General features: G+C 70.5%; 9 protein-coding genes and 1 pseudogene. 6 read left to right on the top strand and 4 right to left on the bottom strand.

The features are described 5' to 3' along the window. A complete protein-coding gene (locus FNH04_RS28145; protein ID WP_152788595.1) occupies positions 1 to 2,061 on the top strand; it encodes an acetoacetate--CoA ligase in 2,061 nt (686 codons plus the stop codon). A gap of 367 nt (positions 2,062 to 2,428) precedes the next feature. Here the strand turns inward: FNH04_RS28145 and FNH04_RS28140 are convergent, their stop codons facing one another. Then, complete coding sequence (locus FNH04_RS28140; protein WP_152788594.1) at positions 2,429 to 2,968, bottom strand: hypothetical protein; 540 nt, start codon at positions 2,966 to 2,968, stop codon at positions 2,429 to 2,431. A gap of 156 nt (positions 2,969 to 3,124) precedes the next feature. Here FNH04_RS28140 and FNH04_RS28135 point away from each other — a divergent pair, with 156 nt between their 5' ends. The 5 genes from FNH04_RS28135 (at position 3,125) to FNH04_RS28115 (ending at position 10,479) form a co-directional block, all read left to right on the top strand. After that, a complete protein-coding gene (locus tag FNH04_RS28135; protein ID WP_322724058.1) occupies positions 3,125 to 3,424 on the top strand; it encodes a helix-turn-helix domain-containing protein in 300 nt (99 codons plus the stop codon). 223 nt (positions 3,425 to 3,647) lie between these two features. After that, on the top strand, positions 3,648 to 4,076 hold the full coding sequence (locus FNH04_RS28130; protein ID WP_152788593.1) for a hypothetical protein: 429 nt from the start codon (positions 3,648 to 3,650) through the stop codon (positions 4,074 to 4,076). Positions 4,077 to 4,201: 125 nt separating this feature from the next. Beyond that, positions 4,202 to 5,257: a VWA domain-containing protein gene (locus FNH04_RS28125; RefSeq protein WP_152788592.1), complete on the top strand. Its 1,056-nt coding sequence runs from the start codon at positions 4,202 to 4,204 to the stop codon at positions 5,255 to 5,257. A 50-nt stretch (positions 5,258 to 5,307) separates the two neighbouring features. Beyond that, entirely contained in the window at positions 5,308 to 6,411 is a 1,104-nt protein-coding gene (locus tag FNH04_RS46730; protein WP_194236841.1) for a hypothetical protein, read from the top strand. 612 nt (positions 6,412 to 7,023) lie between these two features. Then, entirely contained in the window at positions 7,024 to 10,479 is a 3,456-nt protein-coding gene (locus FNH04_RS28115; protein ID WP_322724057.1) for a BTAD domain-containing putative transcriptional regulator, read from the top strand. A gap of 56 nt (positions 10,480 to 10,535) precedes the next feature. On the opposite strand, the gene FNH04_RS28110 is transcribed toward FNH04_RS28115, so the two are convergent. From FNH04_RS28110 to FNH04_RS46725, 3 genes and pseudogenes are all read right to left on the bottom strand, one after another. Next, a complete protein-coding gene (locus FNH04_RS28110; RefSeq protein ID WP_152788590.1) occupies positions 10,536 to 11,222 on the bottom strand; it encodes a hypothetical protein in 687 nt (228 codons plus the stop codon). Next, positions 11,219 to 13,024, bottom strand: a complete 1,806-nt coding sequence (locus FNH04_RS28105; RefSeq protein ID WP_152788589.1) for a serine/threonine-protein kinase — start codon at positions 13,022 to 13,024, stop codon at positions 11,219 to 11,221. Before FNH04_RS28105 ends, FNH04_RS28110 begins: the two co-directional genes overlap by 4 nt. Positions 13,025 to 13,190: 166 nt before the next feature. Continuing rightward, positions 13,191 to 13,621: pseudogene (locus tag FNH04_RS46725) on the bottom strand (BTAD domain-containing putative transcriptional regulator); the annotation flags it as partial.

Below are 13,621 nucleotides of genomic sequence, written 5' to 3'. Positions count from 1 at the left end.
ATGCAGCCCCCTGACACGGACCCCGCCCCCGACGTGCTGTGGAGCCCGGATCCCGGAACCGCCGCCCGCTCCAACATCTCCGACTTCGTCCGATGGCTCGGCGACACGCGCGGCCTGCTGTTCGCCGACTACGCCGCCTTGTGGCGCTGGAGCACGAAGGACGTGCCGGCCTTTTGGTCCGCCGTCTGGCAGTACTACGGCCTCGACGAGGTCACCACCTACGACCAGGTGCTGGCCGACCCGGCCATGCCCGGGGCCCGGTGGTTCACCGGAGCCCGGATCAACTTCGCCGAGCGATGCCTCACGCATCCCTCGGCACACCGCTCGGCGCATCCCCCGGCAACCCACCCGGCGCTGATCAGCCTCACCGAGGACGGCACACCCGTCGAGACCTCGTGGGCCGACCTGCGCCGCCAGGTTGCCGCGTTCAGCACCACCCTGCGCGATCTCGGCGTCGGGCCCGGCGACTGCGTCGCGGGATATCTGCCGAACATTCCCGAGGCCGTCGTCGCCCTGCTGGCCACCGCGGCGGTGGGCGCCGTCTGGACCGTGTGTTCTCCGGATTTCGGCACCCCCAGCGTGCTGGCCCGGCTCCAGCAGGCGCGGCCGACGGTCCTGGTCGCCGCGGACGGTTACCGGCACGGCGGCAAGCGGCACGACCGCCGCGAGGAGATCGCCGACATCGTCGACGGCCTGCCCACCCTCCGGAACCTCGTCACCGTCGGGCGCGTGCTTCCGGCAGGTCCGGGCCCATGGTCGCGGCGCGGTGACGTGGCCCAGCACGAGTGGACCGCGTCGGCCGCCGAGGAGGCCCGGCTGGAGTTCGCCGACGTGCCGTTCGACCATCCCCTGTGGATCCTGTGGTCGTCGGGGACCACAGGCGTCCCGAAGGGCATCGTGCAGAGCCACGGTGGGATCGTCGTGGAACTCCTCAAGGCCCTCGGTCTCGGCGCCGACCTGCGTCCTGACGACCGCTATCTCTTCATCACCTCCACCAGTTGGATGGTGTGGAACTTCCTCGTCGCGGGACTCCTCCACGGGGCCACGATCGTCCTCTACGACGGCAGCCCCACCTTTCCCGATGTCAACGGCGCGTGGCGGGTGGCCCAACGCACCGGCGCCACGATGGTCGGCGTCGGCGCGGGCTACCTGATCGCGGGCGAGAAAGCCGGCGCCCGCCCGGGCTCGGACCTCGGTCTCGGCGCGATCCGGTCAATCGTGCAGACGGGCTCCAGCCTGCCGCCGTCCACATGGCGCTGGGTCTACGACCACCTCGCACCGGATGTCTGGCTGCAGTCGGTGTGCGGTGGCACGGATGTCTGCTCCGCGCTGGCAGGCGGATCCCTCCTCCTCCCGGTGCGGACCGGCCGTATCCAATGCCCCGCCCTCGGCGTCGCACTGGCCGCCTGGGACCCCCACGGCGCGCCCCTGATCGACGAGCAGGGCGAACTGGTCGTCACCGCGCCGCTGCCGTCGATGCCACTGCACTTCGTCGACGACACCGACGGCTCCCGCTATCGGGCCGCCTACTTCGACACCTACCCCGGAGTGTGGCGGCACGGGGACTGGGTGACCGTCTCCGCGGACCTCACCGTCGTCGTGTCCGGCCGATCCGACTCCACCCTCAACCGTATGGGCGTACGGATGGGCTCCGCCGACATCTACGCCGTCGTCGATCAGCTCCCCCAGATCACCGACAGCCTCGTCGTCGGGGCCGAACTCCCCGACGGCGGTTACACCATGCCCCTCTTCGTCGTCCCGGCTCCCGGCGTCGAACTGGACGACGTGCTGCGCAGCGGGATCACGGCCGCAATCCGGCGCGCGCTGTCCCCGCGCCACGTACCGGACATGATCGTCGCCGTCCCGGCCATCCCGCGGACCCTCACCGGAAAGAAGCTCGAGGTCCCCGTCAAACGGATCCTCCAGGGCGCACAACCGAACGAGGTCGCCGCGGCGGGCGCGGTCACCAACCCGGAGATGCTGGTCTGGTTCGCACGGTACGCCCATCAGTTCGTCTCCGGATCAGGCCTGCACATCGCGCGGGCCCGGCCCCCGGTCTGAGAACCAGCAGGTCGATCGCTCCCGCATGGCAGCGGATCGTGGCGTGGCCGGCTGAGCATGCGCCGACATCAGCGGCATCGCTGCCTGTTGGGGCACTGGCGAGGCGGAGATCACGGCGGTGGAGGATGCGCTCGGTGCGCCGGTGCCTGCGGCGTTGAGGCGCTGTGGCTGTGTGTCGGCGGCTGTCAGCGGTCTTGCGCCAGGCGCAGGTGGTGTTGGCGTTCGCGCCGTGCTCGAAGCCGGGGGTGCTGACGAAGCCGTCGCCGTCAAGCAGACGCCACAACGCCGGAGGGCTGACGGAGGCCCCGCCCACAAAGTGGACGTCAGCGTCCAGAACAGTGTGCGGGGCCTCAAGATCGGGTCTTCGTCAGCCGCAGGTGATGCCGGTGATGACCACGTTCACGTCATTGCTGATCTTGATCCACACACTCACACTCGCACCCTTGCGATTGACAGGGGTTTGGGTAACGCCGTTCTTCTTCCAGGACGTGACGCAACCCTTGTACGCGCGGAAACCGTCGATGTCCCAGTACCACTCGTCACCGTCACGGCCGTTGGGCACCTCGACGGTGCGATCACAGCCGAGCGCGTCCTTGTAGATGTAGGACTCGTTGTTCGGCCAGCATCCTGCCACCATGATCTGGTGGCCACCGCTGCGATTGTCCACATCACCGCACAAGGGTTCGACGCAGAAGTCGGTCGCTGCTGCGGAGTGAGCAGGCACGAGTATGGCCGAGCCGGCAAGGATGAGCACAGACAGAACGCGAGAGAGCGACCTACGCACAGAACCTCCCATGGCGTAGGCGCGCCCGCTGTAGGTTCCGCTCGCGGCAGCAGGTGAGGCCGTGACCATGTTGGCGGCCAGGACGGCTGCGGCGCGCCTGAGTCTGGATGAATTCGTCGGCATGAACGACTTCCCTTCGAGTGATCGCCCGGAGTCGGTGATCGGTAGGTGACCGGTTCCACCGTGGTGCCGGAGATGCCTTGTCCGACAGCGGTGGCGGCATCGGACAAACAACATCGGACAAAAACCGGCGTCCACGCATGACCGCGGCCCTTCTGGATCACGGAAAAGCCGCTGGATCCAGAAGCCGACCCCGTCCAGCGCCTTGCCTGGCAGCTGCGCCGGCTGCGGGAAAGGGCAGGCAGCCCGAGCTATCACGCCCTGGCCCAGCGGGCGCACTACTCGGCAAGCACGCTGGCCGAGGCCGCCAAGGGCGACCGGCTCGCCTCGCCGGCCGTGACCCTGGCCTACGTCGAGGCGTGCGGCGGCGATCGCGTGGGGCACCTCGTAGCCGTGGGGGATGGCCTCCACGCCCTCACCGAGGGCGGGATGCACGCCTCACGCCGGTCGATTTCATAAAGATACTGATCGAGCTACGTACACCGACATTCATCGAATGAAATACGACACTCACTTGCGATCGTCATCCTCAACAAGCCCATAAGTTGGGGGAGAGTCTTTGTCGGCCGACATCGAAGCAGCCCTCTGAATCCATCAGGCCAAAGGGCTGACGTGACGGTCGCACGCATGAACTCGGGGGTGGACGTTGAGCCGGATTGGCAGGTGGCTAATGGCGGTCGCCGTGACCGCCGTCGCTTTCGCAGTGGGCACGTGGCTCTGCGGAGTGCTGCTGCTGTCGGTGATGAAGGACCCGGCTGTGCGGTGGACAGTGGCGTGCGGGGCAGGCGCGGCGCTGGCCGCACTGGCGGCCATGTGGAGCTACGGCTTCGCCAATGGCGACGCCCGCACCAACCCGGAGCCGGCCGAGGAGGGGACCACGCAGGCCTCTGGGACACGCTCGGTCGCCATCCGCGGCAGAAACACCGGCACCATCTCCACCGGCGACACACACGGCCCACCTGGACCGAGGCTGTCTGCTCCCTCGCCCCCGCCCGCGGCAGGAACGCCCAGGGGCGCGGCTGCCGCATCTGCAGAGCGGTCCGTCGCCATCGGCGGGGACAACCACGGCACCGTGTCCACCGGCGACACCAGCGACGAATCGGCACGATGAAGTCTCGGTCCCGCAATCGGCCGTCCTCCGGCAAGCGGTCCGTCTCCATCCACGGCGACAGCTTCGGCGACATCAGAACCGGGGACACGAGGCTCGAGATGCCTCGAACCCTGTGGGTGTCATTGGTGGTGCTGATCGCCACCTGCCTCGTTGCGAGTGGGGGATGGCTCTACTTGAACTGGCTCTCGCCCAAGTTCGCACCGAATTACCGATCGCAGTTCCTGATCGACACCGCGGAAGGAACCGATCCCCGAGGGCTTGCCGCGATCACGGCGTCACTGCGCAAGGCGGTCAGGAACTCAGGTGACCGTGACGCGCTCGCCCTGCGCAGTTTCGGCGGCGAGTGCGGTGCTTCGGACAACACGAAGCAGTTGGTCGGATTCGACGTCGGCAATCAGCAGAAGATCACTCAAGCCGCCGCACGCATCCGGTCGGGCAGCAGGCCGACCCTGCTGCGCGGGATCGTTCAGGCCGTCGAGGACTTCTCCGAGCCCTTCGATCGCAAGGCCCGCCAAGTCAACCGGGTCATCGTCGTGACACGCCACGGCGTGGACGCGTGCGACGACGACATCGCCTTCGTCGAGAGGGAGATCCGCGACCGGGTCGCTGCGGCCGAACTCTCCCTGCAGTTCCGGATCATCGGCTACCAGGTCCCCCAGGAAGAACGCAGCGAACTTGACCGAATCGCCACAGCGACCAAGGCCCCCCGGCCCATGTTCGTGAAAGACGCTGCAGAGCTCGACAGGACACTCGACTGGTACTCCAGCGTGGAACCCGTTCTCAAGGGCGCCCAGGGAATCGTCGACACCCTCAACAACACGGTCGCGCGGGTGAACACGGCAGTACAGGCGATTGAGAACGGACGCCTCGACGTCGCCGACAGCACACTGAGCCGGGCACGGAAAGAGGTCAACGGTACCGACCCGCAATTCGACGACCTGACCGACCGGGCCAAGAGCACCGACGCACGGAACGTACACGACAGAGCTGTCCGGCTGCGTGCGAAGCAGAAGCAGGTCGTTGATGCGGCCTCCGAGCTGCTCAAGGCCGCGCGGGCGGAGTCGCCGCTCGATCCGCACAGGACGGCATTCCAAAACGCCGCCGAAAACTACAACGACGAGGCAAACGGCATGAACAAGCTCCTGGCTACCCTTCGCGGAAAGCTGACGAAATCCACATGACCCCCGCCCCGGCCCAACGTCGTCGGCGATGGCCACGCGTATTGCTGATCGTGTCCGTCGTCACCGCCCTGTTCACCAGCGTCGCGGGCTTCCTGGTCCTCCGGGCCACGCCGGACCACCGGACCGCGTTCCTCATCGACACCTCACTGGTCAAGAGCGGCAATGACTTCGCTGAGATCGCAGATGCCGTCGGCTCCGCAGCCCAGAACTCCGCCGACGGAGATTCCTTGTCCTTGCGCCGGTTCGGAGGCGCGTGCGGCGACAAGGACAACACCGAGTCGATCGTCGGCGCGGGCACAGGGCAGGCCCAGAAGATCAGCGCGTCCGTGGGCGCGCTGAACCCTTCAGGGAAGCCAACGCTGGAGAGCGGCGTTCTCGCCGCAATCGACGACTTCTCCGGCTACTACCCGCTCCGCGGAAGCAAACGCAACCGCGTCATCGTCGTGACCTCGCACGGCGTGGACGCCTGCACGGCGGACCAGGCCTCGCTCAAACGGACCATCGGCAGGAAGGCCCAGGACAGCGGGGTACAGCTCGAGTTGCGGTTCGTCGGCTACAAGGTCCCCCGGAAGCAACAGCGGCCACTCACCCGGCTCGCCACCGCGGTACAAGCCCCGGAACCCCGGTTCGTCACGACACCGCGGGAGCTCACCAGAACCCTCAATGAGCTGATCATCCCCGACTCCCAGGATGCCAAGCACATCGACGTCCCGTCCGTGACACCGACATCGACGATCTCCACCCCGCCGTCGGCTCCTCTCTCCGACGGCGGGCACAAGGTGTACATCAAGAACGTAGACCCGAAGACACGCACACTGACCATCGACGAGATCGAGTACCTCTCCGGCGCCGAAGCTCTGGAAGCCGCGAGGGAAGACGGCCATGACATCGATTTCGTACCCAACGACATCTACATCCGCAACGTCGAGGAAAAGACAGTAGACCTCCCGGTCGCATCCGACGCCGACATCGAAATCAACAACATGATCGGAGACCCCACAGCCGCCCTTCAGGGCCAACAGGTGAGCATGGAGCAACTGGCCGAGAGATTCTCCGCACTCGACAGGACTCACTTCGAGCCGACCAAGAAGGCATTCGAGCTCACCATGACCAATGGCCGGGTAACCAAGCTGCTCGAGATGTGGCGCCCCTGACCCCTTGTCGAAGGCCGGGGCCGGCCACCGGCTCGTCCCCGGCGCTTGCCGTGGAGCCTCTGGTCATCGGGCTGAGCGATGGTGGCTTTGATCCCGCGCCGCCGCAGGTGGGCGCGGTTGTCCCGGCTGGAGTACGCCTCACAGACATGTGGGTTGGCCGGTCGGGCCGGTCGGCAGGCGCCACGGCGCCGGATGCGTAAGCCGTCCTGCCGCAACTGCTGACGTCCGAGGCGGAAACCACGAGCTCAGTCGCGCCTCGGGCCCAGAAGAAGCGTCCGGGGCGGGCCGCGCCCTCCAAGGCCAAGAAGCAGGATGAGGCGCCGGAGGCGGGGCCTTGAGCCGAGAACGGCGTCGAGGACGACGGTCCGGGCGGGGGGCTGCGCCCCGCCGCGTGACCTGCGTCCCGAATTCGTCCTGTCGCTCGAACCCACGGCCGACGGATGATGAGACTTTGGCTGATCACTTGCCGGGGGACGCCCGAACACCCCCGAAGAACAGGGGCCTTGGCAGCCCTCCATGCTCCTGAGCCGACCGTGTTCATGCCTCAGCGCAAATCCCTTCACTGCACCACATGCCTGCATGACTAGCCGATGGTCTGATTTGATGCGCTGCGTGTCACTTCACGAACTGCGTATGACGGTGCTCGGCGAGGTAGGGGCCGCCTTCCGGGCACAGCCGCTGGAGCTGGGCGGGCGACGGCAGCGGGCGGTACTCGCCCTGCTGATCGTCGCCCGGGGCTCGGTCGTCGCCCGGGACCGATTGATCGAAGGGGTCTGGGGCGGCACTCCGCCGCCGCGCGCCGCCGCTTCGCTGCAGGCCCATGTCTCTCATCTGCGGCGCAGTCTGGAGCCGGAGCGGGAGGCGAGGACGCGCGGCGGCGTCATCGTCAGCGACGGTGCGGGGTACGCGCTGCGGTTGCCGGCCGACGCGGTGGACGCGTGGCGGTTCGAGGAGGCCCTGCGGTCCGCCACCACGCACGCCGACGAGGACCGGCCGTCCGAGGCCGTGTCCGTCCTCGAGGCGGGACTCGGTCTGTGGCGCGGCGGCCCCGCCTACGCCGAGTACGCCGCCGAGCCCTGGGCCCGCCAGGAGGCGACCCGCCTCGCCGGACTCCGCGAACTGGCGTGCGAACGACTGCTCGCCGCCCGCCTCGCCCGGGGTGAGGACACCGTCCTCGTCCCCGAACTCGAATCCCTGGTCTCCCAGGATCCTCTTCGGGAAGAACGCTGGCGCCTCCTGGCCCTCGCCCTCTATCGCGCCCACCGCCAAGCCGACGCCCTCGACGCGCTCCGCCGGGCGAGGCAGATCCTGCCCGTTCGACCCGGCACCCCCGGGGGACAGGCCCTGCGTGCCCTGGAGTCCGAGATCCTGACCCAGTCCCCGGCCCTCGACGCTCCTGCCCGACGGACAGCGGACATCGGCCCCGCGCCGGCGGGGACGCCCGCCGCGCCCGGAGCGGCGCCGACGGGACAGGCGCCCCGTCTCCCTCTGCGCACCGACTTGCTCGTGGACCGCGCCCCCCAACTCGCCGAGCTCCGCCACTGTCTGCGCTCGGCCCTGGACGGCAAGCCTCGTGTGGTGCTCATCGAGGGTCCGGCCGGCATCGGCAAGAGCCGCCTGCTGAGCGAGGTGGCCGGGCTGGCGGCCGAGGAAGGAATCCTGACCCTGACCGCGAGGGGGAGCCAGCGGGAGAAGGACTACGGGTTCGGGACGGTTCGGCAGTTGTTCGAACGGGTGGTGGACGACGAGGGGACGGAGCCGCACGGCGCGAACGCTCCCGGAGGCCGGGGGCCGCTCGTCGCGGGCGCCGCCGTCGCCGCGGGGGCGGTGTTCGGTGCGGTGCGGGGGCGGCCGCCGGAGTCCTTCGCGGTGCTGAACGGGCTGTACCAGTTGACCCGGAGGCTGGTGACGGCCAAGGGGCCGCTGGTGCTGGCCGTGGACGACGTGCAGTGGTGCGACAGCGGCTCGGTGCGGTTCCTGGCGCATCTGGCGGGATGTCTGGAAGGGCTCCCGGTGCTCATCGCCCTGACGCTGCGGACCGGGGAGCCGCAACAGGGCGGGGAGTTGCCGGGGACGCTGACGAGGGGCCCCTCGGTGGTGCGGATCAGGCCCACGCCACTGACGGAGACCGGGGTCGCCGATCTCGTACGGCAGACGCTGGGCGAAGAACCGCACGACGAGTTCACGGCCGCCTGCCATCGCGCCACGGCCGGGAATCCACTGCTGCTGCGGCAGTTGCTGCGGGCGCTGCACGTGCGCGGGATACGGCCCGGCGCCGCGCAGAGCGCGGCGATTGCGGAGACCGGATCCCGGGCGGTGTCCGGACTCGTGCTGGGGCGGCTCGCCCGGCTGCCCGAGGAGGCGAAGGCCGCGGCCCAGGCTGTCGCCGTCCTCGGCGACGGGGCGGCGACGCTCTCGGAGGTGGCGGCGCTCATGGAGCGGCCGGAGGCGGAGGCCGCTCGGGCGATCGCACCGCTGGTACGGGCCGAGATCCTGCGCGAGGGCCACCCCTACGGCTTCGTACACCCCCTAGTCGGGGAGGCCGTCTATCGCGAACTGCCTCCTGGAGAGCTGCAGTTGCGCCATGAGCGGGCGGCGAGCGCGCTGTCCGCCGCCGATGCTCCGGCCGAGCGTACGGCGGCCCAGTTGCTGCTCGCCCCGCACCGGGGCGATCCGGGTGTGGTGGACCTGCTCTGCGCGGCGGCCCGGGAGGCCGCCGACCGGGCCGTTCCCGAGGCCGCGGCGACGTATCTCACCCGCGCGCTCGACGAACCGCCGACCCCCGAACGCCGTCCCGAGGTGCTGCTCGAACTCGGGCGGGCCGAGACTCTCGGCAACGGCCCCGCCGCCGTGGAGCATCTGCGTCTGGCGTACGGAACCCTCGCCGACCCTGGCAGGAAGGCGGCCGCGGCGCTGTTGCTCGCCCGGATCCTGGTCTTCGCCGGCGGCCACGGCCAGGCGACGGAGTTCGCCCGCCGGGCGGCGGCGGAGCTGCCCGCCGAGCTGAGCGACGAACGGCAGGGACTGCTGGCGCTGGAGCGCATCAGCGGGTTCATGCACGGCCTGGACCAGCGGCTGTGGCGCACGGTCGAGGACCCGGTCGTCGAGGGCGAGGGCCCTGGCGCCCGGATGCTCGCCGCCAACCTCGCCCGGGAGGCGGCGTCGGACGGGAGCGACCGGGACCGGGTCGTGGCACTCGCCCGCTTCGCCGTCGCCGACGGTGTGCTCCAGTCCGCCGGGGAGGAGATGCTCTGGTACACCGCCGTCATCGTGCTGCACCTCGCCGACGAAGGGGTCGGCGAGCTGTTGGACGCCGCACTGGCCCGCGCCCAGGAACGCGGCTCGCTGTTCTCCGTGCTCGCGACCCATCTGTGGCGGGGCTTCACGCAGTGGAACCACGGAGATCTGAACGCTGCGCGACGGTCACTGGAGAACGCGGTCGAGCTGTCGGAGATCTGGGGCCTCGCGCCGGGCGCCCCGCAGGGCCGCACCTTCCTGACCGCCGTCCTGCTGGACCTGGGCGACACCGCCGGGGCACGCGCCTGCCTGGAGCGGATGCGCGGCTGGGTCCGTGGCGCGGAGGGTCAGCGACTGCTCGGGGAGAGCGAGGCACGGGTGCTGATCGAGGAGGGACGGTACGAGGAGGCGCTCGCCGCGCTCGACGGCGTACGGCACCTCCAGCCCGCCATGGCCAACCCGGCGTGGTGGCCGTGGTCGCTGCTGCGGGTGCGGGCGCTCGCGGGTGCGGGCAAGCGGGCCGATGCGCTGGTGCTGGCCGAGGAGCAGCTGACGGTCGCCCGCAGGTGGGGTGCACCCAGCACGTTGGGGCGAGTGCTGCGCATCGTCTGCGAACTGCGCGGGACCGAGGGCGAACCCGGGCTCCGCGAGGCGGTCGCCCTGCTGGCGACCGGTCCGGCGCGCCTGGAGTACGCCCGCGCCCTGTACGCGCTCGCCGCGCACGCCCCCGAGGACGAGGCCGCGGCCTTCCTGAGCCGGGGACGGCACATCGCGCGGGAGTGCGGGGCGGCGGGGCTCGTGGGGCCTGCCTTCCCCGCCGAGTGGTCGTGACCACGAGCTGGCGGGGCCCCGGCCTCCGCGGTCAGGAGCAGCGGTACGTGACGCGGTCAGGAGCAGTGGTACGTGAAGTCGGCCGAGGCCGTCACCACGTCCGGTGACAGCACTTCGAGCGTGGCCGTGGCCTTCATGGTGCCGTGGCCGTCGAAGCTCCAGCGCAGGACGACCTCGGAACGCTTGACGTTCCTGCCGACCCGCTGGTGGAGGACCTCGGAGGTCGTGCCGTCGCTGCGCTTCCAGCGGTAGTCGACGGTGCCGGGGTGGCCGTCGGTCTCCAGGACGCCGGTGACGACGACCGTCTTCGCGCAGCGGTCGACTTCGGACGCGCTGACAGTGGCGTCCAGCACCCGCAGTGGTTCGGTCGCCGAGCAGGAGCGCAGGCCCACCACGACGGCCACGACGAGGGCGACCAGCAGCAGCAAGGACCACAGCTTGCGCCACCACGGCCGTCCACGGCGGCGGGGGGCCGTCCCGGACGGCCCGTCCGGGGCGAGCGTGCCCTGCCAGATGCCCGTCGCACGGTTGTCGGCCGTGCCCGGCGCACCGGGCACCCCGGGTCCGAAACGCGTCTCCCCTCCGGAACGCGTCTCCTCGCCGGGCGTCTCGGAGGGCGGGAGGTGAAGGGTCGCAGCCGGGTCCGCCGGCGGGAGGGTGGCGGTGAGATCGGGGTCGTCGGTGTGGACCGCCGGGTTGGTGCGGGCGAACCGCAGTCTGGGGTCGTCGGAAGGTGTGCTCATCGGGGGGGATCGCAATCGACGGGGGCCGAGACGGCCTGGAAGGAACCGTTGCCCGAGTCGGCGGCCGGGTCGGTGGTGACCCTGACGCCGACGTAGTCGGAGCGCGTCGGAATGGCGAAGGAGTGGGTGTAGCGGCCCGCGACCTGTGTCTGTCCCTCGGGCAGCGCGACCGGGTCGGTGGCCACGATGGTCCCGACGACGCGCGGCGAGTCGCTGACGTACCAGCTGAGGTAGAGCGTGCCGTCGGCGGCGCCGTCGGTGGTCACGGTGACGGAGGCCACGATGGTGCAGGCAGCAGCGGTCGGGCCCACCGAGTTGATCCGTACGGAGGCCACGTCGAGGGTGGGTTGCGCCGGTGCGTCGGTGTCGCCGCCGCTCGTGGAACCGCCGCCCGTCGTGGTCGTCCCGCCGCCGCTGGAGGAGCCACCGCTCGTCGTGGAAGTGCCACCGCCGGAGGTGCTGCCGCCCGTGGTGCTCGTACCGCCGTCCGTCGTCCCTCCTGACCCCGGCGATCCGCTGCCCGCGCTGCCCGCGCCGTCGGACCCGCCGGAGGTTTCGTCCCCGTCGGACGAGGCGCCGTCGTCCTCGGACCCCGGCGCGGAGGCCGACTCGGTGCCGGAGGGCGAGGAGGAGACGTCCGGCGCGGAGGGGGTCCCGTCCGGGGAGTCGGCCGACCCGCTCGGACCGGTTCCGGCGGCGGAGCCGTCCGACCCCGGACCGGAGCCGGCGCCGTTCGTCCTGTGGTCCCCGCCGCCCGAGCCCGTGGCGACCGCCGTCACCGCGACCCCGCCGATCACCAGCAGGGCGCCCGCCGTCAGCCCGGCCAGCATCTTCCCGCTTCGGGCGCGCAGCAGGCGGGCACCCGGGCCGAGGGTGGTCGTGGCCAGAGCCGTCGTACCCGAGGCCGTACCGTTCGCCAGCGGGAAGAGGAGGAAGAACAGGGCGGCGAGCGCGGCGAGTTCGCGCCGACCGCGCTCCTCCCACTCCTCGCCGTACGCGGCCGAGGCCACGGCTTCGAGCTCCTCGACGAACGCTGCCGCGCTCTCGGGGCGCTCCTCGGGCGTCTTGGCCAGGCCCCTGCGGATCAGCGGGCGCACCGGCTCGGGAGCCAGCTCGTCAGGGATCGGCGCCTCGATGTGCTGGACGGCCAGTTCGGCCAGCGTGCGGCCCGGATAGGGCTTCATGCCCGTCAGGCACTCGAAGAAGGTCGCCGTCGCCGCGTACACGTCGGTCGCCGGCCTGGCCTCACTGCCGGTCCACTGTTCGGGCGCCATGTAGAGGGGGGTGCCCGAGGCGCCCGCGGCCACCCCGTTCGGCACGGCGATGCCGAAGTCCACGAGTTTGGAGGAACCGTCGGCGGCGACCAGGACGTTGTCCGGCTTGTAGTCACGGTGCACGACACCCACCGCGTGGGCGGCCGCGAGGCCGAGCAGTGAGCCCTTGAGTACGACGAGCGCGGCCTCGGGAGTCGTGGCGCCGTGCTCCAGCAGCAGTTTGCGCAGGGGTACGCCGTCCACGAGCTCCATGACGATGGCGGCGCCGCGCGGGCTCTCGACGTACTCGTACAGTTCGACGACGTGGGGAGAGCGGAGCTCACCCAGCAGCCGGGCCTCGGCACGGAAGACCTCGCGGAAGGCGGGGTCGTCACGGAGCTGTTCGGCGAGGTACTTGATCGCCACCCGGGTACCGGTCGTATCGTGCGTGGCCAGGACCACCCGGCCGCTCGCCCCGGAGCCCAGTTCCTTGTCCTGCGTGTAGCCGGGGACAGCCCACCGGTCCCCGTTGTGCGTCGAGTCGCCCATGTCCTTCGTCCCCCGGCCCGTCTCCGGGCCGGCCCCCCGTTCGTTCTCGTGTAACGCCTGTCGCGTCCGAGACATGGATGGTGGGCCACTTGTCTTGCGATCGGCTTGCAAGCCGATCGCAAGACGGCCGACGCATTCTCGTCGTCGATGGCCGAACGGACGCCGGTCACCTTGGGGGGAATCGGCGTCCGACGGCCTCCTTGGAGGAGTCCCCGCAGGTCAAAGCGTGCAGGGACTGCTGGGCCCGGGCTTGTTCGAGACGGGCCCGGCCTTCGGCCAGGAGGCCGATCGCCTCCTGGAGTTCGGGTCCGCCCTCGGGTCCGCGCGCCTCGCCGAGCAGCCGAAGCACCCGGCCCACGGTGCCGGCCGCGCCCCACGCACGGGCCGACCGCAGTTGCTCCCGCGCGAGTCGCTCGGCCCGGTCCCGCTCACCCAGCCCGATCATCGCCCGTATCCGCAGCAACTCCCCTTCCCACCATGCCGGGTTGACCACGGCGGGCTGAAGGTGCCTTACCCCGTCGAGCGCGGCCAGCGCCTCTGCGTACCGCCCTTCCGCGATCAGCACCCGGGCCTCGGCCTCCCCGCGCAACCGCGCCC

The organism is Streptomyces phyllanthi, from assembly GCF_009377205.1.
Classification (GTDB): domain Bacteria; phylum Actinomycetota; class Actinomycetes; order Streptomycetales; family Streptomycetaceae; genus Streptomyces; species Streptomyces phyllanthi.
Note: the sequence above shows the minus strand (reverse complement) of the source record. Positions and strands in the feature narration are given on the sequence as shown.